Below are 24,605 nucleotides of genomic sequence, written 5' to 3'. Positions count from 1 at the left end.
GGCAACTCTGTCTTGTTTATGACAGTAAGCACGCTGTAATGGCAGGAATGAGACAGAGCACGCTGAGCTCTGTCTCATTCCTGCCATTTGTCGTTGAAAACTGTCATAAACAAGACAGAGTTGCTCCTGGCGGACGTTGTGTCTGCGGATGCAGCCCTTACTGCGCCAGCCCCATGCGGTATTTCAGGGTCATAACGCGCGTTGCCGACTGTTTGACCTTCTGCGCGAAGGCCGGGTCATTGGCGGCCCGCTGGTTCAGCCCGTCGAGAATAGGCTGCACATACTGGTTTGCGCCGATGCAGGCCAAATCGCCTCCGGCTTCGACGAATCTCACTCCGAGCTGGTTGGGCGCGATGCCGCTTACGGCGGTCGCGGACAGCGAATCCGAGGTGACGACGCCTTTATATCCGCTCTGGGCGCGCAGATGCCCGTCGATCAGCGCGCTCGAAAACGCCGCCGGATTCGCCGGGTCGATTGCCTGATAGGTGGCCAGCGACATCATCACCATGCCTGGATTGGCTTGCAGCGCGGTGGTGAATGCGCCTATTTCGTTGCCGTCCAGCGTCGTGGTCGTGTCGAGAATGCCGTTGGCGGTGAAATCCGTATTGCCGCTGACTGCGCCGAGTCCGGGATAATGCTTGATTGTCGCCTCGACTCCCGCCTGCCGCATGCCGTTGATGAACGCGACGGCATGCTGCGCGTTGCCGGGCGCGTCCAATCCGAAGTCGCGGTCGAGCGCCCCGATGGGCGCGTTGCCGGCGCGGTTGGTCTGCACTGTATCGGTGACCGGGGCCAAGTCGACGTTGATGCCGGCTGATTTGAGCTGCCTGCCCCATTGGGATGCGGAGCTGGTGAGCTGGTCCGGGCTCAGCTGGCCTTGTTCGACACCGGAGGGCATGGCATCGAAGCCGGGGCCGCGCACATGCTGCACCTGCCCGCCTTCCTGGTCGGTCGCCACGATGAGCTTATTGCCTTGGGGCGTGTAGCTTTGCAGGGCATCGGTGACCTGCTTCACGCCAGCGGTTCCCGTATTCCAATTGCCGATGATGAGCACCGAGCCGACATGCTGACTGGCGACGAAGTCGTGCAGACTTGACGGGTCGCTGCCAGCGAATAGCGGTGCCATCACCAGCTGGCCGACCTGAGCGTTGAGCGGCATGGCGTTTACGGCCTTGGCCGCCTTCGTCTCCGGCGTGTCGGCGGCTGGGTTAGAGCTTGGTGAGGATGAGACTTTCGGAGCCTTCGAGCGGCGTATGACTGCTGGCGCTTGCGTGGTTGCCGAGGCAGATGACATTGGGAAATGATTGTTCGCTTTCCACCATAAACCTGTCGCTGTCAGCCCCACGGCGAGCAAAGCCACAACGAGAATGACAATGATTGCGTTGCGAATGCGGGTGTGCCGCCGTTGAGAACCGTGCTGGATATGTCGTGGGGCCATTCCTCGATTATCCCACGGCCATAGTCGCAACAGAGAACCGTCTGCCGCCGCGTCGCGCGGCAACGCGCGTTGTGAGGGACCACCGTGTCGTAAGGTGCTCAGAGCGAACGCGCCCGCCCCGTCTGCTCCGGGTTCATAGTAGGGTGAGAGACATGTCATTCTTCGATGTATTCGGCCAGATGTTCGACCCTGACGGCAACGGCCCAGACCCGTCAGGCCGCAAGGCGCGCCGCAGCGCCAACGGGGACGATCCCGTGATAATCGATGTGCAGGTCGATGGCGACGATGCGCAAGGCAATGCAAGCTCCCGCGAATCCGCCGAGAATGCTGGTGGCTCCGACGGCAACGGCACGCGCCCGCCGCGCGGACGCTCGAGCAAACGCGCCAAGGGCTCCGGGCTGCCGTCCGCGCGTGGCTCGAAGATTCTCATCGGCGTCGTCGTGGCGCTGGCGGTTGTCATCGGCCTGTTCTTCGCGCTGGATCGATTCATCACCGATGTGATGTGGTTCGATCAGCTCGGATTCCAAAGCGTGGTGTGGACGCAGCTAGGAACCAAGGTGGGTCTGTGGGTGGCCTATGCCGTGCTCATGACCGCAGTGGGCTTGGCGTCTGCCGTATTGGCCATCAGGGCGCGGCCCGATTCCGCGGATGGCTCCACCATCAGAATCAATGGCGATGTGGTCGAGATCGGCAAAAGCGTCAGCTCCAAAACCGCGCGTCGTGTGGCGGCTGTCATTTCGCTTATCGTCGGCATTGTGTTCGGCTCGCAATTCAACGCCAATTGGGCCGATGTTCTGCTGATGTTCAACGCGCAGCCGTTCGGTACGCGCGATCCGCAGTTCGGACTCGACAACGGCTTCTATGTCTTCGTGCTTCCCGGTCTGCGATTGGTCTTGTCCGCCGTCTCGATGCTGCTGCTTGTGGGACTGGTCTTTTCGCTGGTCACGCATGTGCTCATGGCAGGCATCCGCATCACCATGCCTACCAACGGGCGCGGGCTTTTCACCATGACACGGCACGCGCGCAGGCAGTTGGCGATATGGCTGATGCTCAATATGTTTGCATGGTCCGCACGCCAGGTGCTAAGTGTGTTCAGCAGCTTGACCCAGCAGGGCGACCGCTTCACTGGCGCTGATTACACCGCAGTGCACGCCACTATCCCGGTGACTTTTATCATGGCTGCGCTCACGGCCGCATTGGGTGTGCTGCTTGGCGTATGGCTTATGCGCTCCAAGGCGCTTGCCGAGCCCGCTTCATCGGGAGTGCGCGTGTCGACTGCCTTGCGCGCGTGGCGCGTGCCGGTGACCGCCATCGCCATCACCGTGATTCTTTCCATGTTGCTGGGCGGTCTATGGCCGATGCTGCTGCAGCAGTTCCAGGTCAACCCGAATGCGCAGGAGGTGGAGTCCACCTATATTCAGCGCAACATTCAGGCCACGCAGCAGGCATATGGCCTCAACGCGTTGAAAACCGAGCAGTACGCCGCCACGACGCAAGGCACAGCCGGCGCCCTTTCCTCGCAGACCGAGACGACCGCGCAGATACGTCTGCTCGACCCGCAAGTGGTGTCGCCCACCTTCCAGCAGCTGCAGCAGTCCAAGCAGTACTATTCCTTCCCGGATACGCTCACCATCGACAAGTACGACATCAACGGTGCCAGCCAGGATACGGTTATCGGGGCGCGCGAGCTCAACCTCGCCGGTCTGGACAGCCAGAACTGGGTGAATGACCACACCGTGTACACGCACGGCTATGGCGTCGTCGCCGCGTATGGCAACAAGGTGACATCCGACGGTCAGCCTCAGTTCTTCGAATCCGGCATACCGACGCAGGGGGCGCTGACTGACGCCCAGCATTATCAGCCGCGGATATACTTCTCGCCCAATGTCTCCGACTATTCGATTGTCGGCGCTCCGGCAGGCACCCAGCCGTGGGAGTTCGACTACCCGACAGGTTCGTCGGGGGCGACGAATACTTTCAAGGGCAACGGTGGCCCGAGCATCGGCAATTTCTTCTCCCGGCTGCTCTATGCGATTCGTTTCGGCTCCTCGCAGATTCTCTTCTCCGACCGCGTGACTTCCGCTTCGCAGATTCTCTATGACCGCAGTCCGGCCGAACGTGTGGCGAAGGTCGCGCCGTATCTGACGCTCGACGGCCGCGTGTACCCGGCGGTGGTCAATGGTCGCGTGAAATGGATTGTCGACGGCTACACCACCTCTGACGCCTATCCCTATTCGCAGACGACCAATCTGGGCACCGCCTCAAGCGATTCCTCGACGGCGTCCGGCGCGATGCCTGGTCTGGGGCCGCAGCAGGCGAACTACATGCGCAACTCGGTGAAGGCGACCGTCGACGCCTACGATGGCTCGGTGACCCTGTATGCGTGGGATGCCAACGATCCGGTGATCAAGGCGTGGCAGAAGATCTTCCCCGGGCAATATCATCCGCTTTCCCAGATATCGGGCAACCTGATGAGCCATCTGCGCTATCCTGAGGATTTGTTCAAGGTCCAGCGTGGGCTGCTGGCGCAATATCATGTGACCAGCGCCGGGCAGTTCTTCTCCGGCGAGGATTTCTGGCAGACTCCGGTCGATCCGACGGCTTCGGCCGCAGCCCAGCAGCAGAACCAGCTGCAGCCACCGTATTACCTGACGCTGCAAACCGGCGGTTCGAAGCATCCGGTGTTCTCGCTGACCTCCACCTATATTCCAGCGGGGTCGTCGACGCGCGAGATTCTGACCGGATTCCTGTCGGTGGATTCCGATGCCGGCAATGAAAAGGGCGTGATCGGGCCGAATTACGGTACGCTGCGACTGCAGGAGCTGCCAAAGAACTCGAATGTGCCAGGGCCTGGGCAGGCGCAGAATAACTTCAACGCCGACGCCACGGTCTCCCAGCAGCTCAACCTTCTGCAATCCGGGTCCACGAACGTCAAGCGCGGCAACCTGCTGACATTGCCGTTGGGCGGCGGACTGGTGTATGTGCAGCCGGTGTATGTGCAGTCCAGCGGCGCGACGAGCTTCCCGCTGCTGAAAAAGGTGCTGGTGGCCTTTGGACAGCAGGTCGGCTTCGCCAATACGCTCAATGAGGCGTTGAACCAGGTGTTCGGAGGCAATTCAGGGGCGGCGGCCGGCGACGCTGCGAATGCGTCCGGAAACGGAGAGCCAGACGGATCGGCAAACGGTCAATCCGGTCAATCCGGCGGCCAATCCAACGCGCAAGGCGGTTCTGCGCCGGGTGCTTCCAGCTCGGGCAGCTCCGCGGGCATGAGCGCTGCGCTCAAGTCGGCGTTGCAGCAGGCTTCGCAGGCTATGAAGGATAGCGATGCGGCCATGAAATCAGGCGATTGGGGTGCATATGGCAAGGCACAGCAGCAGCTCAATGACGCTCTGACCAAGGCCTTGGAGCTCGAAAAATGACGGTCGGGGCAATCATCCGCGACGCCACGGACGACGACCTGCAGGCGATAACCGACATCTACAATCAGGCCGTTCTCGCCGGCGGGTCTACGGCTGACCTTGAGCCTCGCACGCTTGAGCAGCGGCGCGAGTGGGTCGCATCGCACACGCCGCGTGCCGACTACCCGGTGGTCGTGCTTGAGGACGAATCGGGCCGCGTGGCCGGCTTCGGCTCGCTCTCGCACTTCCACCCGCGCGAAGCCTACGATGGCGTGGTCGAGCTGAGCTACTACATCGCCACCAGCGCCCAGCATCATGGCTACGGCACCGCTATGGTCGAGTGGCTGCTCGACGCCGCCAGGCAGCGCTCTTGCCGCATGGCCACCGCGCTGATCTTCGCCGACAACGCCGGCTCGGTCGCCCTCATGCACCGCTTCGGCTTCACCCGTTTCGGTTTCCTGCCGAAGGCCTGCTACGACGGCAGTCGCTACATCGATATGTCGTACTGGTATAAGGAGTTGTGAGCCAGCGGTAGCGCAGCGCCACGTTGACGAAAGCTACGCTACCGTGGCGCTGCCGTACAAAATGCAACGAAATCGACCCTGAGAACGTTACATTCTGTACGGCAGCATCAAGTTAGCGTGCACAAGGTGCGTGCCCAGCGAGCAGATGCTGTAGCATCATGTCAAGCTGAGCGAGGTTCATACTTTCGTCTGCACCGTTAGCCCAAAGACGAATCAACGACGATTCAGCAGCTTCAACGTGAACCCAAAGCTGACTATTGTCCGCCTGTATGGCAGCCAATGTGGCGGCATCGTGCAGCATAGCGGAGTCACTCCGTGCTGCGGCACCGCCGAGCGGTTCCGGCGCGAACCGGAACTCGTCGATAGACGATATGACAGGCAGCGAAAAACGCTGGCAGAGCCGGGCGAAGGCGGTGATATCTGTCAAAGCCCTCGCATCGATCAGCATGCGATCGCGCGGGCCATGCGGCGTGATAACGCCGACGGAATGGCCATACACTCGCGCGAATCCCAATGCGACCGAGGCATCGCTCGAACTGCCCAGATACAGCGGCGTGTCATCATCGGTGATGGCGTCGAACAGCTCGGCAATGCGGATATGGCGTTGCTCGGAGACCGTGAGTTCATGCGCCGGGGCATCGAACACCGGTGCGGCTGTGCCTATCACTGAAGGCAGGAAGGAGAGCAGGAATCGTGCGAAATCCGTAGCGTCGGCGAGATCCTGCGCGACATAGCTGAAATCGGACTGTCGGGATTCAGCGGTCGCCTTGCACGTGATCCCGGTGGTTTGCAGAATAGTCGTGGGTGAGTTGACGGCAAACGAAGCGTTTGCATCGGCAGCGATGATGAAATCCGAGAGCGCCAGGCAGCTGGCGAGCGGGCCGGTCACCGAACCTTGCACAATCGACACTATTGGCGCAGCGCTGGAATATTGTGCCAGCGCCATGCGCAAGGCATCACAACGCAGCGTCGCGGAGCGCGCGTTATCGTCTTCGTCTCCGCTTTCAAAACCATTCCAGCAGATGACAAGCGGCAGCCGCATGGACGAGATCATGCCAAGCTGCGGGAACGAGCACGTCTCCTGCCTCAGCAAGCCTTGATCCTGTGAGCATTGGCCTTGTACACACTGTGCGACATCAATGGTCGCCGCTACGACGTCCCTGCCGAAGATGTGCAGCGCCGACCAGGACCAGACCGAGTCGTGCGAAGAGACGTGATAGTGGTCTGTATCAATATCGTCGGCCAGATTTGCGAAAAAATCAGCGGAATGCTGTGTCATATGGGTTTCCTCTCCGAGCGAATCGTCGATCAGAACGCTTGACGTCATTTGATGGTGAGCAGCGGCTGCCCTATGGCGAAGGTGTCACCGAACTTGACCAGCAGCGCCGTAACCGTGCCAGCATGCGGGGCGCGGACGATCTGCTCCATCTTCATGCTTTCGATGACCAGCAGCGAATCGCCTTCATGAACGACATCCGAGACATGTACGTTTTCCTTGACGACGGTGCCGCCCATAGGAGCGAGCACATCGCCGGGATCATGCGCCTGCGCCGCAGGCCTGCCGGAATCGTTCGCGCTCTGCTGACGATGACGAGTGGGGGCTGGCGAAGCGGCGCCTGCAACGGTTTGCACGCCGCTGGTGATGGCGTTGTCGAGACAACCTTCGGGGAAGCGCAGCGATACGCGACGACCGTTCAACTCGATGGTCGCGGTGTGCAGCTCAGCCGATTGCTTGGTCGGCTGAGCGGGCTGAACAGTGGCATCGTCGGAGGACTTCAGAGTATTCGCGAAGTCATTCTCAATCCATCGTGTATACACGGAGAAGCCATGTTCGCTGCCGATGAACGCCGGTTCATTGACAATCGCGCGGTGGAAGGGGAGCACGGTGGCTACGCCATCGATGGTGTACTCGGCCAGCGCGCGTCGCGCTCTGGCAAGCGCCACGGCTCGCGTGGGGCCGGTGACGATCAGCTTCGCCAGCAGCGAGTCGAAGGCCGGAGCGACGCTATCGCCCTCCTCGACTCCGGAATCCACGCGCACGCCCGGCCCGCCAGGTTCGTGATACCGCGTGATCGTCCCAGTCTGGGGCATGAAGTCATGTGCCGGGTCTTCGGCGTTGATGCGGAACTCGAAGGCATGGCCGTGGGCGGTCGCGTCCGTATCGGTGACATGCCCGCCGGCTGCGATGCGGAACTGCTCGCAGACTAGGTCGATGCCGGTGACCTCCTCGGATACGGTATGTTCCACCTGCAGCCGTGTGTTGACCTCAAGGAACGATATGGTGCCATCCGTGCTGAGCAGGAACTCGCAGGTTCCGGCACCGACATACCCGGCTTCGTGCAGCAGCGCCTTGGAGGACTCCACCAGCAGGCGATGCTGCTCATCGCTCAGGAATGGGGCAGGAGCTTCCTCCACGAGTTTCTGATTGCGCCGCTGCAAGGAGCAGTCTCTGGTGCTGATGATCGTGACGTCGCCGTACATATCGGCAAGGCATTGCGTTTCGACATGGCGAGGATGGTCAAGATACTTTTCGACGAAGCATTCGCCCCGTCCGAATGAGGCGATGGCTTCGCGAGTCGCCGATTCGAAGGCCTCGGGTATCTCCTCGAATCGATGGGCGATCTTCAATCCCTTGCCGCCTCCTCCGAATGCGGCTTTGATGGCGATGGGCATTCCCGCAGTGCGGGCGAAGTCCTCGATCTCCTTGACGCTATTGACCGGGTCGACTGTGCCGGGAGCCAATGGCGCGCCAACGAGCGTAGCGATATGACGTGCGGCGACCTTGTTGCCGAGCGTCGCAATGGCCTGGGGGCTGGGCCCTATCCAGACCAGACCGGCGTCGATGACGCGCTGGGCAAATTCGTCGCTTTCGGACAGGAAACCATACCCCGGGTGAATCGCCTCGGCGTGGCACTGCTTGGCGATGTCAAGAATGCGGTCGATATTCAGATAGGTGTCTTTGGCGCTGGAACCATTGAGGGAGTAGGCCTCATCGGCTAAGGAAACGAATAGGCTGTCGCGGTCCTGCTCGGCATAGATCGCGATGCCAGTCAGATCGGCATCATGCGCGGCCCGCAGCACGCGGACGGCGATTTCGCCGCGATTGGCGACCAGCACCCGGTGGAAGGGTCGTGCGGTTTGGGCTGTGGCCATTGCCATTGCATTGGGTGATTCGGATGATATTGAATTTTCAGACACTGTGTTTTCAGACATCTATAAGGTCCATTCGTTCTCGGGGACGACGCGCCACGAGGCGTGCAGCAGCGCGTTGACTCGCGTGGCTATATCCGATATTGTGCGCTGTTGCTGGCGCGCGGCTGCCGATGCGCTCGTGATATCGCATAGGCTGAATCGCAGCTGCTGACCCGGCCTTGCTTGTGCGACCCGGCTTTGCCCGCAGGAGCTGACCACGGCAAGCACTGGGTATCCGGCAGTGATGCCGCGTCCGCGCTGCAAGGCCAGCAGAGCATTGTCCGCTGGCACTTCGATGGCACCGACCGGCACTGCGCGGGAGAGTACTTCGCCGCGGTTCTCGCTTCGTTGAGGAGTCGTGCCGGAAAGCCTGATTCCTACATGATTGCTGCGTGGGTCCACGATGTAGCTCTCCGTGGTCAGAATCTCGCCTGCATCGGTGAATTCGCTCCAGTCCGGCCCTTTGAGCACTGGCACGAGAATATCGTCATCGAAGTGTGGCGAGGGAACATACAGGTTGATATAGGGTATGCCCTCGAAGAGATTAGGCAGCGGCGGGGAGGGCAGGAGTGTTTCAATCGTGTCGCCGTCGTGCAGACGCAAGCCGAAGCCGAGCATGGTGTCCGGGGCGCAACTGCCGAGCAGGCGCGGAGCGGCGAGGCTGCCGCGTATGGCGAGATAGGTGCGCAGCCCGCCGACTGCATTACCAAGTACGACTTGCTGCCCAGCTTTGACGCTGATGGGCGTGTCCATGTCGAGCGGCTCGTCGTCCACGCTCGCGTGATCCATAGGACTGCCGGTCACCGCGATAAGGACGTCATCGTTGTCAACAGTGAACGTCAGTCCGTCGGCCAAGCATTCCAGCAGCGGGGCATTCGGCGCGTTGCCAACGAGTGCATTGGCTGTCCGGGCCGATGTCTGGTCGAGCGCACCATATATGGACAGTCCGCGCACTGGTCCTTTGCTGCGGCCCAGATCCGTGACGACGGCGTGACCGGCGTAATTCACCGTTATCGTCATCGTTGCACCTCCATATCGCGCATGGCGCGTCCGTTGTATTGATCCCATTGCGATTCTTCGATGGCGCGGAATCGGATGTGATCGCCGGGCCGATACGGCACCAGGTCGGGGTCGTCCAGATCCATCAATTGAATCGGGGTAATGCCGATGGCCCGCCACCCGCTCGGCGCCTTCACCGGCCCGATAACGCCTTGCCGTCCTGCCAGTGAAACCGATTGGGCGGGAACCGAGAGCCGAGGGTCGTCCAAGCGCGGAATGGGTTTGGCGAACTCCGGACCGTCGGTCATGCACGATGCTGCAGGGCCGCCCAGGCAACGCACGATAAGATCCTGTGCGCCGTGCAGCCGAATCACCTCAGACTGGGAAAGCTCAAGATAGTCCGCCACAAACGGCAGATCGGGGCCATACTCGCCGCCATACACTACGGGAACATCGAAGATGCGGGCCTGGGGCAGTGGGGCCGTGAGATCATGTGCTTGCTCAAGCAGCCTCACGAACGCCGTGACGGTGTCCGCATCGGTGAGCACTGGATTGAATTCCAGCAAGGTCGAGTTGTAGGTCGGCACGGCGTCATAGAGCCCCGGCAGCTGCGCCATGCCCAGCAGCCGCGACAGATTGTGCACGGTGCGCCAGTCCTCGTCGTCCTCGCCGCTCGTGGATTCCACGCGCAGCCCGCACTCGCCGCAGGGCGATATCAGCAATGGATTCGTCATCAGATGCTCGCAAACCGATGGATGGTAATGCCGGCCTCTGCAACGCGCTGACGCACGACCTTGGCGATGCCAAGCCCGTTCGCTCCATCGCTGTGCAGCAGAATGGTGTCGACGTGCCGGTGCAGTTCCTTGCCATTGCGACTGACCAGGATGCCGTCCTTGACCAAGCGAATGGTGCGCGCTGCGATCTCCTCGGGGTCACTGAGTACTGCTCCCGGCAGCCCTCGGGGTGTCAGCGTGCCGTCGTCCTCATAGCTGCGGTCGATGTTGCCGACCATAGCGATCTTAAGGCCGCGCTCGCGTGCGAGGTCTGCCGTCTGCCCCGGTTGCGTGTAGAGCACAATGGACGGGTCGACCGAGTAGATGGCGTCGACCATTGCTTTCGCATAGTCCGGCCTCGTGATGACGCTGTTGCCCAGCTTGCCGTGCGGGCACAGATGCGTGACCTTGGTGCCGTGCGCGGCGGCGAAGGCCTGCAGCGCGCCGAGCTGGTAGATGATGTCCGTGCGCACTTCCGTCTCGCTCAGCTCCATCATGCGCCTGCCGAATCCCACGCGGTCGGGGAAGGAGGGGTGTGCGCCGATGCCGATGCCGCGCTGCGCGCACAGACTCACAATCCTGTCCATGGTCCGCGGGTCTCCGGCGTGGTAGCCGCATGCGATGTTGGCCGAGGTAATGATTTCCAGGAACGCATCATCGTCTCCCATGCGCCACTGGCCATAGCTTTCGCCCATGTCGGCGACCAGATCGATCGTCGCTGTTGTGCCACTGCCTTGCATAATGCCACCCTTTCCTTGAAATCATTTCCTTGCCGGGTTCGTTACACCCGTACGGGTCTGTGCCCTGTGTGGGCTTTGATATTCACATCATGGGTTTGCCAATGTATCGGATATGTTTCCTAAGTAGTAATATATGATTTACTTATAGATTGAAACTTCTTGAAAGTCTGGAACATTCCCTATCGATTGGGGTACGTATGGAAACTCGTCGGCTGCACCAGTTCATTGTCATCGTCGATTCCGCCTCGATGACCCGCGCCGCGCAGCTGCTGCATGTCGCGCAGCCGGCGCTGAGCCAAAGCATTGCGATACTCGAACGCGATATGAATCAGCAGCTGCTCACGCGGCGACATGTCGGCGTGGTGCCGACGGCTGCGGGGTGGTCGCTGTATCGATATGCCAAAGACATCGTGCGACTCGAGGAAACCGCGCGCCAGCAGGTGCAAGAGGAGTATGAGTCCCCGCAGGAGACCGTGACCTTCGGCGTGGCCCCGTTCAGCATCACGCCTGCGTTCATGGTCCGACTGGTCGCGGAGATCAAGCGGCAGTACCCGCGCATAACGCTGCGCATCGTCGAAGCGCTGTCGGTCGTGCACAGTCAGGCGGTAAAGCTGGGGCAGCTGGATGTCGCGCTGATCTACCATCCCGGGCCGGTCAAGGGCGTCAAGCTGCAGACGGTGCTGCATGACCGCTTGTGTTTCGTGGCCCCACGCGATGATGCAGCTTTCATAGGAGCAGCAGGTACGGAATCAGGCACTGGATTGGGTGCAACGGCGTTGAATGCAACAGGGCTGAACATAACGACGCTGGATCACAGCAGGCAACAAAGCCACAGCCAGAACGTGCTGGCAGCCGAACCTCGCGGCGTGCGCTGGGCGGATATCACGGACCGAGATCTCATTCTCCCGCGATCTACGCATACGCTTAGGGCCTTGGTCGAGCAGGCCTACAGCGTGAATATGAGCATACCGCAGGTGTCGTTGGAGCTTGAGCACACCGCGCCGCTGCCCGAGGCAGTGAGCCGGGGGATAGGCGACACGATTCTTCCCTCGCATGTGGCACAGGCCGTATTTGACAGCGAGAAGTTCGCCATCATGCCCTTGCGCGAACCTTCGGTCGAAGTGCGCTTCGCCCTAGCGACATCCGCCGAGGCAACGCATTCGCGCGGCACTGAAGTGGTCGCTCAGGTGCTGCGCGACACCATAAGCGACCAGGAAATCAGCGACAACGGCTTCTGAGGCTCTGCACATAGGCGAACCCAGGAATGAATGAGCCGACGCAGCATCGTGCGTCGGCTCAAGAGTCGTCGGATGTTCAGCTTAGAAGCCAAAGTCTGGGCCGTCGCGGGCGTTACTGCAGCACGGAGATAGCCTGCTCGATGCTGTCGAAAGCGTCGCCTAGCACTTGAATGGAGGTGGCGAAGGAGATGCGGAAGTAGGGCGAGAGGCCATAGGCAGTGCCCGGAACCGTGCCTACCGAGGCTTGGGACAGGAAGTAGTCGCTTACGGCCGCGTCGTCGCTAAGAACCGTTCCGTCGGGGCAGTGGCGTCCGATCAGTCCGGCGCAGTTCACGTAGATGTAGAACGCGCCGTCCGGCGACAGGCAGGACAGTCCGTCGATCTGGTTGATCCGTTCGACGGCGAAATCCCTGCGTTCGTGGTAGGCCTGCACCATCTTGCCCACGGCGCTCTGGTCTCCGGTCAGCGCTGCGGCGGCCGCAGCCTGGCTGACCGACGAGGCGCAGGATGATATCTGCGAGACGAGCTTGTTCATGGCTCCGATCAGTGCCTTCGGCCCGATGCCGAATCCGATGCGCCACCCGGTCATGGCGTAGGTCTTCGACACGCCGTTGACCGTCAGAATCCTGTCGGCGAGATCGGGCGCGATGCTGACCAGCCCTTCCGGCTTGGCGTCGGAGAATACGATTTCGTTGTAGATGTCGTCGCACAGCACCAGCACGTCGCTGTGCTTGCGCAGCACATCGGCCAGCGCCTGCAACTCGGACGTGGAATATACCGCGCCGGAAGGATTACTGGGCGAGTTGAGGATCAGCCAGCGCGTGGAGTCGCTGATGGCCTGCTCAAGCTCTTCCGGAGTCATCTTGAAGCCGTCGGTTTCCGTGGTCTCGACGACCACGGGGGTTCCTGAATTCATGATGGCCATATCGGTGTACGACACCCAGTAGGGCGCGGGCACAATTACTTCATCGCCAGGGCACAGCGTCGCCATCAGTGCCAGCGCGATCACCTGCTTGCCGCCGACGCCTACGCATATCTCGTCATCCTCGCAGGGACGGCCATACCGGCGTAGGTAGTACTGCTTGATGGCGTTGCGCAGCTCGGGCGTGCCGTTGGCCGAAGTGTAGCGCGTCTCGCCGTGTTTGATGGCCTCAACAGCGGCCTCGCAGATGGATTCGGGCGTGTCGAAGTCCGGCTGGCCCACCGTCAGCGAGAGGATATTGCGCCCTTGGGCGCGCAGATCGCGGACATGATCCGCCGCCACGGCGCTCGGCGATTCCTTGATGGATGTGACGCGTTCGCTCAAACGTATGCTGGGCATGATGATCCTTTCGATAAGCATGGATTATAGATATTCGTGGGGAATGTCCCGTCGCTGTTCTGGCGTCATCACGACAGCAGGAAGGCGATGACGACGATAACCGGCACCGAAACCAGCGTAGTGATCAGCGTGCCGTCGCGGGCCAGCTCCTTGCCGGTGCCGAAGCGCGTGGCATAGGTGTACACATTCTGGGCAGCCGGCAGCGCCGCCATCACTACGCAGGCCATCACGTTGGCCGGGGTGAGGTCGAACAGTCTGCTGGCAAGGAAGAAGGCGATAACCGGCTGCACGATGTTCTTGAGCACGACGGCGGTTGCCACCGGTCCCGTCGAACCGCTGGAGAGCAGCGTGCGATCGGCGGCGAAGGACATGCCGAAGGTCAGCAGCATGCCAGGCACGGAGATGCCGGATAGCAATTGAATAGGCTCCATGATGACATTCGGGACATGCCAATGGGTGACCATGACGATCACCCCGGCGAAACTCGCCAGCAATATCGGATTGGCGAAGGCATGCAGCAGCGACTTGCCGATGTTGGCCTTGCGCTGCGATGTGAGTTCCAGCAGCAGCATGACGACCGGCGTGTAGATGGCGAGCTGGAACAGCAGGATCGGCGCGATCTGAGCCGCATTGCCCAGCACATAGGCGGCCAGCGGTATGCCGAGGTTGCCGGCATTGACGTATGACGACGACATGGAGCCGACGACGGTCTGCGCCCAGGATTGCTTCCAAACCAGGATGCTGAACAGCACGTAGGCTATGACGACCGCCACCACGCTGATCACCTGCACGGCCATAGCAGGACCGAAGACATCGGCTGGCTTGGATTTGCCGACAGTGGTGAACAGCAGCGCCGGGGAGGCAACGAAGAACACCAGCCGTGTGATGATGAGCTCGGCGTTGTTGCCGAGGATGTGATTCCTTTGCAGCAAGTACCCCAGCACGATGATCGAGCCGACGACCAGGAAACTCGAGAGAACAGCGGTCATAGCCGTCGATTCCTTTGCAGATGCGTAGATGAGTTCATAAGCGCTCGCTCGCCCTCAGCCGCGGCGATTGAAGGTCAGCCCGCCCGGCACCTGGAAGGTCGGCATGATTTCCATCAGACCGACGTTCATGCGGCGAGGCGAATCGATGGCGAAGTCGATGGCGTTGACGATATCGTCGGTGGTCAGCGACTCATAGCCGTCGAAATACTCCTTGCGCGCCGCCTCGATGGCTTGTGGCGAACCGCCCACATTGCGTGCGAATATCTCGGTCTCCACGCGACCAGGGCAGATTTCGGTGACGCGGATGCGCTTGCCAACCGTATCGTTGCGCAGCTGCCGGGAGAGCTGGTGCACAGCGGCCTTCGTCGCATGGTAGCCGGTGTGGCCGAAGAAATTGTAGAGTCCTGCGATGCTGCTGGTGTTCACGATATGGCCCAGATCGCGCTCCACCATGCCGGGCAGCAGTATGCGGACAAGCTGCAGAATAGCGCCGAGATTGATGTTCACCATGTTCTCGAGGTCCTGCCGGGTGGCGTCGAGAATGTTGCCGGGTCGACTCACTCCTGCATGGTTGACCAGGATGTCGATTTGCATCCCCGTGAACTCGCGTTCGATGGCGTCCGTGTCGGCCAGATCCAGCACATGGGGGATTGCGCCGGTCTCCTCGGCTAGCTGTTCCAGACGTTTCGCGTCGCGTGCGACCGCGTGGACGGTGAGTCCGCGTTCGGTGAATCTGCGTACGGTGGCGTTGCCCATGCCGCTGGAAGCGCCGGTAACGAGCGCAGTTGTGTAATCGCTGTATGTCATGGATGTCGCCTTACGTAACGTTGGTTGTGACGGATGGGGCACACCATATGCTGGCCGGTATTACCGAGATGTAACACACAGCGGCGTTTGCCAGATTTATGCAGTGAGGGTTATACGCTGATGGGGATTGCCAGATTACCCGGCTGAAAATTGTCACAGAAATTGCCATAGGCACGTTTTGTGACACAGGATTGCTATGCGCAGCTGCCTTGCGGCAAGAGGAGAGGGGGACCATGACCATCCCGCAGCGGAGGAACGACCGGCGAGTGACACTCACCGACATCGCCCAGGCATGCCATCTCGCTCCCTCGACTGTGTCGCGGGCGTTGCATGACCCCGGGCGCGTGAACTCGCATACCTACGAGCGGATTGTGCGTGCGGCCCAAGAGCTTGGATACCACGATGATTTCGGAGCATCTACTCCGAGCTTCATTCGAGGGACCGTGGCGCTCGTCGTGCCAAGCCTGACCAATCCTGTCACGCTCGATCTCATCCGCGGCTGCCATGCCCGTGTGCAGTCTTTGGGATACCTGTTCATGCTGGTGAGCACTGACGAGTCGAGCGATCAGGAGGCCAGCTGGATCAGCGAGCTTTCGGGAACCGTGGACGGGATGATTCTGGCCTCGCCGCGCCTGAGCGACGAGGAGCTGCGGCACAAGGGAGCCAACACGCCGATAGTCGTGGTGAACCGCGAGCTGGAAGGCATGTCTTCTGTGATCGCCGACACGTCTAGCGCCATGAAGCAGGCGCTGCGCTATCTGGCATCGCTGGGCCATCAGGAAATCGCCTATGTCCACGGCCCCTCGGATTCGCGGCTGGACCGCGCCCGGTACCGCGCCGTCATGAACGAGGCGGCCGATCTGCCGGGCGTGTCGGTGAAGGAGCTGGGACCATACCGGCCTTCGCTCGTCGCGGGGGAGGCGGCGGCAGATGCGCTCGCCATCAGCGGGGTGACCGGCGTGATGTTCTTCGACGACTTGCTCGCCTTGGGCGCCATGCGGCGTTTCGCCCACATCGGCATGCGCGTGCCGGAGGATATCAGCGTGATTGGCTGCGACGATTGCTTTGCTGCGCAGATGGTGCAGCCGCAGCTCACCACGGTATCCGCCTCTGCTGATGAGCTAGGCCGGTCAGCAGCCCAGATGCTGGTCACGCAGCTTGGTTCCGCGAATATCGAACCCCAGTCGCAGTGCCTGCCAGCTCAGCTGGCCATACGGCATTCGACGGCTGGTGCGGCTGTCTGAGCATTTGTATGGGCTAGGGTGGCGAAACGTGCCTGCTGCCTTGCTGCTCCGCTGCTTTACCGCTTGTGCGTCGCCTCGGAAGTCTTGCGGCTTTTCGCGTTGCGTCCGGTTCCTCGCTGCTTGTCGACGGCGTTGCGAATAAGCTCGACCACGACATCCGCTGCACTTGACCTGAATTGCGTGTCGGGCGTGCACAGCGCGAATGAGGCGATGAGGGCGGGCGACTCGATGCGCAGCTTCTGGAATTCGCGCCCGGGGAATATCTCCTCCGCTGAGGATTGGGGCAGGCATGTGCAGCCCAGCCCTTTTTCGACGACCTGACGCAGCACCAGCGGCGATTCGATTTCCGCGCGGATGAAGAGTTCGAGATTGTGCTTGCGGAAAGCCGATTCGACGATTTGGCGCAGGATGTTGTCTGATTCCGGGAGGAAAAGCTCAAGGCCTCCCATGGCTTCAAGGCTGATACTGTTCGTCCCCGGCTCCGTGACGCGCAGATCCCTGCGTGCGACCACGTAAAGGTCCTCGGTGCTGATTACCTCGCAGTGAATGCCGGGTATGAAACCGGGATCGTAGATGATGGCGGCATCGAGCACGCCCATCTTGACGGCCTGGCTGAAGGTGGTCGACAGCGCCTCCACGCAGTGGACAGAGATGCCCGGGTAGTCGCTCAGCACGGTTTCCAGCACGGACGAGGCGATGTCGTTGGCGCAGTTGTATGCGCCCAAACCTAGCGATACCAGTCCGGATGGCCCGGCGCCTATCCGGCCCATCTGGCGCAGCGTGCCGCGCTCCATGCGCAGGATCATCTGGGAGGAGCGGTACAGCGATTCGCCGGCGGGGGTCAGCGCGATGCCGTGCTGGCTGCGGGTCAGAAGCTGGTGACCGAACTCCTTCTCCAATGAGGCGACGTGCCTGCTGAGAGCCGGCTGGGAGATCTTGAGAATTTCAGCGGTCCGCCCGATGCTGCCGTAATCGGCCAATTGAGTGAAATAAAACAGTTTTTTCGTATCCATGTAAGCCTCCATACCCCGTTGAAACGAATTCCATTGGAGCGTGTCCCGGTTCCGTCTGCATTACTGACGTGTTTCGAAAATGTGAAATGGCGCGGCTCATGGTGCGTCCGCCGCAGTACCGGACTTTACGCTACTTCGTGTCTCGATGCTGCGCGAATAGGCGTTTTCCAAGGCATTTGTCGCTTGAAAATGCGTATGGGTGAGGACATCCGGCCGCAATCCTAGCGAAAACACCCATGCTATGGGTTGATAACAAAAGCGCATGGCATTTCATCGCCAGAGGAAACAAAGCTCCTTTACGGTGTGGTCAACGCATCCACAATGCCGATGCTTAACCTGCCGCTCGCAACGGCACCTATCGCGTAAGGCATGCGCAAGGGCAATCCAGCAATGGACGGTTCGTTCAGCCAAGCAACACGCTGCGGCACGCAGCGCAACAAACAACAGCCAAAAGCAATGAGCAATGAAAGGTTTGCGTAATGGAGGAGAATATGACACACGCTTCACCGGACGCACCACCGGTTCGCGAAGCCGTAACGGTGCAGGGCATGTCCATTGCCTACGTGAGCGATGATCGCTATAACGCCGTGGTCAACGACGTGAGCTTCAGCCTGCAGCAATCGGATCGCCTCGCCATCGTCGGGGAATCAGGATCGGGCAAGACGACGCTCGCCATGGCGGTCGCCGGTCTGCTGCCGTCGAGAATCGCGAAAATCGACTGCCCGACGGCTTCGATAGCTGGCAAAAACGTGGATATGAGCGCGAGCGTCGCAGTCATACCCACGCGGCGTCAAGGCGTGTCGATGATCTTTCAGGACGCGATGACATCTCTCGACCCAGTCGCTTCAATCGGTCACCAGTTCAGGACAGTGCTTGGCTCGCTCACCTCCCAGTCCCGTTCGCAGATTCGCAAGGAGGCCGTGCAGTGGCTCGACAAGGTAGGCATTCATGAGCCGGAGCGCGTGATAAAGCTGCACTCCTATGAGATGTCCGGTGGCATGCGCCAACGCGTGATGATCGCCTTGGCGCTGTGCTCCAAGCCGCTGCTGCTTATCGCAGACGAACCCACGTCGGCGCTAGATGCCTCGGTGAGCAGAAGGGTCATGGATCTCATCCTCGAACTGACCGCAGAGCTGGGGACCGCGCTGATCATCATCACGCATGACATCGATCTGGCGAGGGAGTACACCAACAAGTCGTTGGTGCTCTACCACGGGCATGTGCAGGATTTCTGCGACACCGCGCAGCTCGGCGACGAGAATCGCTCGCCGTACACCCGCTCGCTGCTCGCCTGCGTGCCGCGGCTGAATTCCTACGATCTGGACGCGCTGCCGACGCTGGATCACAACGCGGCCCTGACTAAGGAGGCATGAGCGATGATTGGCAATAGCAATGACGATTTCACGCTATCGGTCAAAGACGTCACGAAACGCTTCGGGCGCGGCAAGCAGCAGTTCACCGCCGTCAATAAGATCAGCCTCGAAGCCACCACGGACTCGGCCATAGGAGTCATCGGCGAGTCCGGATCGGGCAAATCAACGTTGGCGAGAATGATCGTGGGCTTCGAAAAGCCCACGGAAGGCACAATCACCATCAACGGACTGCCCTTGGAGCAGTGGATGGCGAATCCCACGGATCTGCTCGAATACCGCCGCATCGTGCAATACGTCGCGCAGGACACCTCCTCGTCTTTTGACCCGAAAAAGAAGATGGGCGAATCGATTGCCGCTCCGATTCGCAAGCTGCTTAAGATCCACGACAAGGACGAGATCGTGCAGCGAACGGAGACGATCGTCAGCGAGCTTGGCTTGGATGTCGCCTTGTGTTCGCACTATCCCCGCCAGCTTTCAGGCGGGCAACGCCAGCGCTTCGCGCTCGCCAGATCGCTGGTCGTGAGTCCCAAACTGCTCATCTGCGACGAGGTGGTTTCGGCGCTTGATGTCTCTGTGCAAGGCGCGGTGCTCAATCTGATCAAGAAGGAGTCGGCGAAGCGCGGGATAGGACTGGTATTCATCTCACACGGCCTGCCCGCCACGGCGTTCATCAGCTCCGACCTGATGGTGATGAAGCAGGGCGATGTGGTCGAGGCCGGCTCGGTGCAGGAGGTCATCGAGCATCCGCGCCACGAATACACCAAGGCGCTGCTGCACGCCTACTCGTATGGGCAATCATCGTCTGAGCAGGTGTTGTCTGAACAATCACAGGGGAGCAATCCGTCGTCGAAGGAGCTGGGCAATGAATTGGTTTAAGAAAAACATGTGGTGGCTGCGGCGCATCGTCGAGCTGCCTATCGACATCGCGGCATTTTCCATCATCGCCTTCTTTCTGGTCCGGCTGCTGCCCGGCGACCCGGTGCAGCTCTCCCTGGCCTCGCGCGGCGAGGGCTACACGCACGCGCAGTATGAGGCGCAGGCTGAATCCATGGGCCTTGGCGGCTCGATATGGCATCAGTTCGCGAATTTCGTCAAAGGGGCGCTCGTCGGCAATCTGGGCACTTCGACGGTCAGCGGCAAGCCAGTGACGCAGGAGGTCCTGAGCAGACTGCCTTCCACGATCGAACTGGTGACTTTGGGTCTTGGTGCGGCGCTGATATTCGCGCTGCTGCTGGGATTCCTCTACATTCGGTCCTCGAATCGCACGCTGCGCAGCGCCATCCGCACGTATGCATCGTTTGCGACCAGCATTCCCGTATTCGTTGTCGCCGTGTTCAGCATCATGCTGTTCTACGTCATCCTCAAATGGCTGCCGGCCCCGCTCGGCAGGGTCTCCTCCGGCACACTTCCAGTGGTAACAGGCTTCCCAATCCTCGACGAGATGCTCACCGGCAACTGGGCGCAGCTGGGAGAGACGTTGGTGCTGTACATCCTGCCGGTCGGTTCGATGATGCTCACGTACACGCCGAATCTGCTCACGCAGCTGATCGGCGGTCTCGACCGTGAGCTCGCCGAAACCACCACCCAGTTCCAAGTCGCTGCAGGAGTGGGCAGGAAGTGGATCTACATCAGCATATTCCGCCGCTCGCTTTCCAGCGTCGTCGTGGTATTCGGCCTGATCTTCGGCGGTCTTATCGGCGGTGCGGTCACGGTGGAAAGCCTGTTTGGCTTCGGCGGCATCGGCGCGCTGGCGGTGCGCTCCGTCGCGTCGGTGGACTTCCCCGCGCTGCAAGGCTTCCTCATCCTCAGCGTCGCGTTCTGCATGTTCGCGTTCTTCCTCGTGGATCTGGTGAATATGTGGCTTGACCCGCGCAGACGCCCCGGCGTAGCAAATCAGGAGGATTAATCATGGAAATCTCGATGACTCAAGGTTCGGTGGCATTGTCTTCGGCCACGCCGACTCCGGCAAAGCCAGCTCATGCACCATCGTCTCGTACACAGTCGGCTCACAATCAGTTACACACAGCGCAGCCCCCAGCGGCGCAACCGGGTGCAACAATCCGCGGCAGCAGCACGGCGCGCAAGATACTGACGATCATCGGGGCATTTCTGCCGGTGATCATCATTGTGGCCATCTGCCTGTTCGCTCCCGCACTCGCGCATTTCTCGCCGACGACGACTGTGGGCGCGGCGCGGCTCAGCCCGAATTCCAAATTCTGGTTCGGCACTGACTCCGTGGGCATGGACGTATATTCGCGCACCTTGTACGGCACTCGCATCGCCGTCCAGTTCGCCATTGTGGTTGCTGTGCTCAGCACGGTGCTCGGCGTGCTGATCGGCACCTTCATCGGCCTCACCGAAAGCTCGAAAGGGGTAATCAGCAACGTGGGCCGTGTACTCAACAAGATCAGCGAGTATATCATCGCGATACCAGGTATCATCTTGGCCATTGTCGTTGTGGGCCTTATGGGCTCCTCCAATTTCGCGCTGATCACCTCGCTGACCTTGGTGCTGGTGCAGGCCCCCATCAAGCTCACCCGCGTCGAGATACTGCGGGTGAAACGGGAGAATTATCTTGAGGCGGCTCAGATGGCCGGCGAATCCTCATTCGAATCCGCGTTCGTCCATGTCATCCCGAACTCCATCGGGCCGGCGTTGCGCAATCTGCCGCTCATCTTCGGCAACTGCGTGATCAATCTGGCTGCCTTGGGATTCATCGGCATCGGCGTGAACGCCCCGACTCCTGAATGGGGATACATGATCTCCAAGGGCATCTCATCCATGATGCTCGGACGCTGGTGGGAGGCGGTATTCCCGTCCCTGTTCCTCTTCGCATCGGTTTTGGGCATCTCCTATTCCTCCAAAGCCATACCAAAAGCCATCCCCCTCATCCGCCAGCTTGCGGGCCGTCGGGGAAACCAATAACCAACAACCACACAACAGAGAAGTAAGGAAACGCATATGCATATGCACAGTAGACTTCGTAGAAAGATATCGGCGGCATTCCTTGCCCTCGCTACTGTCTTCGCGATGGCCGCCTGCTCCAATTCGGTGCCGGACGCGGGCGGAAGCTCCGCTTCGGGCGGCTCCTCCTCAAGCAGCTCGCTGACTGCGGCCATTGCGGCGATGCCGACAAGCTACGACCTTGAAGGCACGTGGGCTGCATCCAACGAGAACTACACCATATGGTCGCAGACCATGGTGAACCTTATCCGGTACAAGTATGTCGAGAAGAACGGCGTGCAAGTGCAGGACTTCACCAAGTACGAGGGTGTCCTGGCTGACAAGGACAATCCCTTCACCGTGAGCGACGGCGGCAAGACCTACACCTTCCATCTGCGCAAGGGCGTCAAATCGCAGGCAGGCAATCCCTTCACCGCACAGGACGTGTACTGGTCACTGCAGCGCAAGCTGAATGTATCCGGCGGCAGGCTGCCGCAGATCGCGAACCTCTTCGACAACATCAATCAGGTTCAGATAGTCGACGACCACACGATCGCCATCCACCTGCATGACGTGGATAAGGGTGAACTGCTCCTGCCCAACCTCACCGGTCAGATGGGAAGGATCTGGGACAAAACCGAGATGCTCAAGCATGTGACGCCGGACGACCCTTGGGCGACGAAGTGGGCGGCTCAGAACACGGGAGCCGGCTACGGTCCCTATACCGTCTCGTCGGTGACCGAAGGACAGCAGCTGGTGCTGAAGGCGAATCCGAACTACCCGTTGGACAAGCCGAAGTTCACCACGATTACCATGAAGGTCGTCGCTGATTCCGGCACCCGTGCGCAGATGCTGGCAAGCGGCGATGTGGATGTCTCCGAGGCGCTGAGCCCGAGTGATGCTACTTCCATTGCCGACAAAGTGCAGCTTCCGAAGGTCGACAACCCGACGGAGTTCATCGGCCTGACCTTGGTGGAGAACAAGGCCCCATTCAATGATCAGCGTGTGCGTCAGGCGTTCCGCTATGCCGTTCCTTACGATGACATCATCAAGCAGGTCTACCAGGGCAAGGCGAAGGCAAGCAGCGGTTGGATCACGCCGGCTATGGGCGTGCCCGGGCTTTCAGCGAAGCCTGCATACACCTATAATCCGTCCAAGGCGAAGGCTCTGTTGAAGGAAGCGGGCAAGACGAGTGTCCCCGTCACGCTGAGCGTGTCGAGCCTCGTGCCTGACATCATCGACTCGGCGGTGATGATCTCCTCGTCCGCCAAGCAGGCCGGCTTCGATGTCACGGTGAAGCAGCTTTCCGCGGCGGACTTCGCCAGCGGTCGCGCCAACAAGACCTTCCAGGCGCTGATGGTGGCGAATCGTTCTCAAGCGCAGGCACCTGCGGGCCTCGACAACTTCTTCTCCACGAAGGGCGACAACAACAGCGCCTTTGCTCCTACCGACGAATACACTGGTCTGCTCGATGCGGCCAAGAACGCTGGCAAATCCACGAGCAAGGAAGCTGCTCCCCATTGGCAGAAGTTCAGCAGCTTCCTGAACGATGAGGCAAGCAACCTTCCCATGCTCTACCGCCAGCCGAATCAGGCGTACAGCACCAAGCTGCAGAACATGTCATATCGCTACGACAGCACCGTCGACTACAGCATTCTGGCGCCGAAGTCCTGACATCAGAGTGTGAGCGTTGAAAGCGCTAGCGGCCCCAATATATAGGTCGTCATCGTAAACGATGTACGCAAGGCCGGTTCCCACGCCTGAGGCAATACGCTTCGGGCGCGGGAACCGGCCTTTTGCGCGTTCCGCCGATACGCTTTCAGCCGAGCACGTGCGTCTCTCGTCTCTTACCTTCGGTACCATGAATCGGCTGATATGCGCGATTATGACGCGCAGTGAGTGCGGCCGGTTTGCGGCGCGCGATGGTGACGGTCCATGTAGATGAACTGTGCGGGTGGAAAGAGAGAATGGTATGGCTTCGGCGTTCTGGCTGATTGTGGGATTGGGCAATCCCGGGAGCAAATACGAGGGCACGCGCCACAATATGGGCTTCATGACGGCGGATGTGCTCGCTGAGCGCTGGTCACTCTCCCTCTCCGACCATAAGGGGCTTGCCAAACTGGGCAAGGGCGTGATGAATCTCGAAGGACGCTCGGTCAAATTCTTCCTCGCCAAGCCGCTGACCTATATGAACGACTCCGGCAACGCCGTGGCATCCATCAGCGCGTACTACGGCATCGAGGCCGAGCACATCGTGGTGATCCATGATGATATGGACTTGGAATTCGGCCGCATCAAGGTCAAGACGGGCGGCTCGGCCGGCGGTCACAACGGCATCAAATCCATTGACCGGTCCTTAAGCACGAACCAGTATGCGCGCGTGCGCATGGGGGTGGGCCATGCTCAGCGCGGCCCGCATGCCCACGACAACACTGTGGACTGGGTGCTGGGCGGATTCAATCCTGACCAGCGCAAGCAGCTGCCGGAATTCCTGGCCGACGGCGCCGATGCCGCGGAAACGGTGATTGTTGACGGGCTGAACGCTGCGCAGGAGCGCTTTAATGGTAGGTGAAACAGCGGTGCATGCGGCAGTGATAGATCGGACAGCAAATA

General features: G+C 60.5%; 20 protein-coding genes. 10 read left to right on the top strand and 10 right to left on the bottom strand.

Annotated features, from left to right (window positions below; genetic code table 11):
• Positions 1–157 precede the first annotated feature (157 nt).
• On the bottom strand, positions 158–1,438 hold the full coding sequence (locus LKK40_RS00255) for a glycoside hydrolase family 3 N-terminal domain-containing protein (protein ID WP_304308207.1): 1,281 nt from the start codon (positions 1,436–1,438) through the stop codon (positions 158–160).
• A gap of 152 nt (positions 1,439–1,590) precedes the next feature.
• Here LKK40_RS00255 and LKK40_RS00250 point away from each other — a divergent pair, with 152 nt between their 5' ends.
• Positions 1,591–4,857 carry a UPF0182 family membrane protein gene (locus LKK40_RS00250; RefSeq protein ID WP_304308206.1) on the top strand — a complete coding sequence of 1,089 codons (3,267 nt, stop codon included), beginning with the start codon at positions 1,591–1,593 and terminating at the stop codon, positions 4,855–4,857.
• Positions 4,854–5,360 carry a GNAT family N-acetyltransferase gene (locus tag LKK40_RS00245; RefSeq protein WP_304308204.1) on the top strand — a complete coding sequence of 169 codons (507 nt, stop codon included), beginning with the start codon at positions 4,854–4,856 and terminating at the stop codon, positions 5,358–5,360. The genes LKK40_RS00250 and LKK40_RS00245 overlap by 4 nt, the downstream gene beginning before the upstream one ends.
• A gap of 112 nt (positions 5,361–5,472) precedes the next feature.
• Here LKK40_RS00245 and LKK40_RS00240 read toward each other — a convergent pair whose 3' ends face one another.
• Genes LKK40_RS00240 through LKK40_RS00220 form a run of 5 tightly spaced genes read right to left on the bottom strand, consistent with a single transcriptional unit; the run spans position 5,473 to position 11,064 of the window.
• Entirely contained in the window at positions 5,473–6,639 is a 1,167-nt protein-coding gene (locus LKK40_RS00240; RefSeq protein WP_304308202.1) for a carboxyl transferase domain-containing protein, read from the bottom strand.
• A 44-nt stretch (positions 6,640–6,683) separates the two neighbouring features.
• Positions 6,684–8,513 (bottom strand): biotin carboxylase N-terminal domain-containing protein, encoded by a 1,830-nt coding sequence (locus tag LKK40_RS00235; RefSeq protein ID WP_304308200.1) that lies wholly within the window; start codon positions 8,511–8,513, stop codon positions 6,684–6,686.
• A 60-nt stretch (positions 8,514–8,573) separates the two neighbouring features.
• On the bottom strand, positions 8,574–9,572 hold the full coding sequence (locus tag LKK40_RS00230) for a biotin-dependent carboxyltransferase family protein (RefSeq protein ID WP_304308198.1): 999 nt from the start codon (positions 9,570–9,572) through the stop codon (positions 8,574–8,576).
• Positions 9,569–10,285, bottom strand: coding sequence for a 5-oxoprolinase subunit B family protein (locus tag LKK40_RS00225; protein WP_304308197.1), 717 nt, complete (start codon positions 10,283–10,285; stop codon positions 9,569–9,571). The genes LKK40_RS00230 and LKK40_RS00225 overlap by 4 nt, the downstream gene beginning before the upstream one ends.
• Positions 10,285–11,064, bottom strand: coding sequence for a LamB/YcsF family protein (locus LKK40_RS00220; RefSeq protein WP_304308195.1), 780 nt, complete (start codon positions 11,062–11,064; stop codon positions 10,285–10,287). Before LKK40_RS00220 ends, LKK40_RS00225 begins: the two co-directional genes overlap by 1 nt.
• Before the next feature lie 197 nt (positions 11,065–11,261).
• On the opposite strand from LKK40_RS00220, the gene LKK40_RS00215 reads away from it, so the two are divergent.
• On the top strand, positions 11,262–12,302 hold the full coding sequence (locus tag LKK40_RS00215) for a LysR substrate-binding domain-containing protein (RefSeq protein ID WP_304308193.1): 1,041 nt from the start codon (positions 11,262–11,264) through the stop codon (positions 12,300–12,302).
• Positions 12,303–12,414: 112 nt separating this feature from the next.
• Here the strand turns inward: LKK40_RS00215 and LKK40_RS00210 are convergent, their stop codons facing one another.
• The 3 genes from LKK40_RS00210 to LKK40_RS00200 all read right to left on the bottom strand — a co-directional run bounded on the left by LKK40_RS00210 (position 12,415) and on the right by LKK40_RS00200 (position 15,419).
• Positions 12,415–13,623 (bottom strand): aminotransferase class I/II-fold pyridoxal phosphate-dependent enzyme, encoded by a 1,209-nt coding sequence (locus LKK40_RS00210; RefSeq protein WP_304308191.1) that lies wholly within the window; start codon positions 13,621–13,623, stop codon positions 12,415–12,417.
• A 68-nt stretch (positions 13,624–13,691) separates the two neighbouring features.
• Positions 13,692–14,612, bottom strand: a complete 921-nt coding sequence (locus LKK40_RS00205) for an AEC family transporter (RefSeq protein WP_304308189.1) — start codon at positions 14,610–14,612, stop codon at positions 13,692–13,694.
• Positions 14,613–14,666: 54 nt separating this feature from the next.
• Complete coding sequence (locus tag LKK40_RS00200) at positions 14,667–15,419, bottom strand: SDR family oxidoreductase (RefSeq protein WP_273328372.1); 753 nt, start codon at positions 15,417–15,419, stop codon at positions 14,667–14,669.
• A gap of 233 nt (positions 15,420–15,652) precedes the next feature.
• On the opposite strand from LKK40_RS00200, the gene LKK40_RS00195 reads away from it, so the two are divergent.
• Positions 15,653–16,663 (top strand): LacI family DNA-binding transcriptional regulator, encoded by a 1,011-nt coding sequence (locus LKK40_RS00195; protein ID WP_304308187.1) that lies wholly within the window; start codon positions 15,653–15,655, stop codon positions 16,661–16,663.
• Positions 16,664–16,719: 56 nt separating this feature from the next.
• Here the strand turns inward: LKK40_RS00195 and LKK40_RS00190 are convergent, their stop codons facing one another.
• Entirely contained in the window at positions 16,720–17,676 is a 957-nt protein-coding gene (locus LKK40_RS00190) for a LysR substrate-binding domain-containing protein (protein WP_304308184.1), read from the bottom strand.
• A 491-nt stretch (positions 17,677–18,167) separates the two neighbouring features.
• On the opposite strand from LKK40_RS00190, the gene LKK40_RS00185 reads away from it, so the two are divergent.
• The 6 genes from LKK40_RS00185 (at position 18,168) to pth (ending at position 24,564) form a co-directional block, all read left to right on the top strand.
• Positions 18,168–19,049, top strand: coding sequence for an ATP-binding cassette domain-containing protein (locus LKK40_RS00185; RefSeq protein WP_304308183.1), 882 nt, complete (start codon positions 18,168–18,170; stop codon positions 19,047–19,049).
• A 3-nt stretch (positions 19,050–19,052) separates the two neighbouring features.
• Positions 19,053–19,925 (top strand): ABC transporter ATP-binding protein, encoded by an 873-nt coding sequence (locus tag LKK40_RS00180; RefSeq protein WP_304308181.1) that lies wholly within the window; start codon positions 19,053–19,055, stop codon positions 19,923–19,925.
• Positions 19,912–20,955 (top strand): ABC transporter permease, encoded by a 1,044-nt coding sequence (locus LKK40_RS00175; RefSeq protein ID WP_273222066.1) that lies wholly within the window; start codon positions 19,912–19,914, stop codon positions 20,953–20,955. The genes LKK40_RS00180 and LKK40_RS00175 overlap by 14 nt, the downstream gene beginning before the upstream one ends.
• A 2-nt stretch (positions 20,956–20,957) precedes the next feature.
• Positions 20,958–21,974, top strand: coding sequence for an ABC transporter permease (locus tag LKK40_RS00170; protein WP_304308178.1), 1,017 nt, complete (start codon positions 20,958–20,960; stop codon positions 21,972–21,974).
• Positions 21,975–22,010: 36 nt separating this feature from the next.
• The gene (locus tag LKK40_RS00165; protein ID WP_304308176.1) at positions 22,011–23,666 is read left to right on the top strand and encodes an ABC transporter substrate-binding protein; all 1,656 of its coding nucleotides are present in this window, start codon (positions 22,011–22,013) and stop codon (positions 23,664–23,666) included.
• Positions 23,667–23,964: 298 nt separating this feature from the next.
• The gene (gene pth / locus LKK40_RS00160; RefSeq protein ID WP_304308174.1) at positions 23,965–24,564 is read left to right on the top strand and encodes an aminoacyl-tRNA hydrolase; all 600 of its coding nucleotides are present in this window, start codon (positions 23,965–23,967) and stop codon (positions 24,562–24,564) included.
• Positions 24,565–24,605 lie beyond the last annotated feature (41 nt).

The sequence above is a fragment of the Bifidobacterium tibiigranuli genome (assembly GCF_022655035.1).
GTDB classification, from domain to species: Bacteria; Actinomycetota; Actinomycetes; order Actinomycetales; family Bifidobacteriaceae; genus Bifidobacterium; species Bifidobacterium tibiigranuli_A.
The sequence above is the reverse complement of the archived record's forward strand: the minus strand, read 5'-3'. Positions and strand labels throughout refer to the sequence as shown.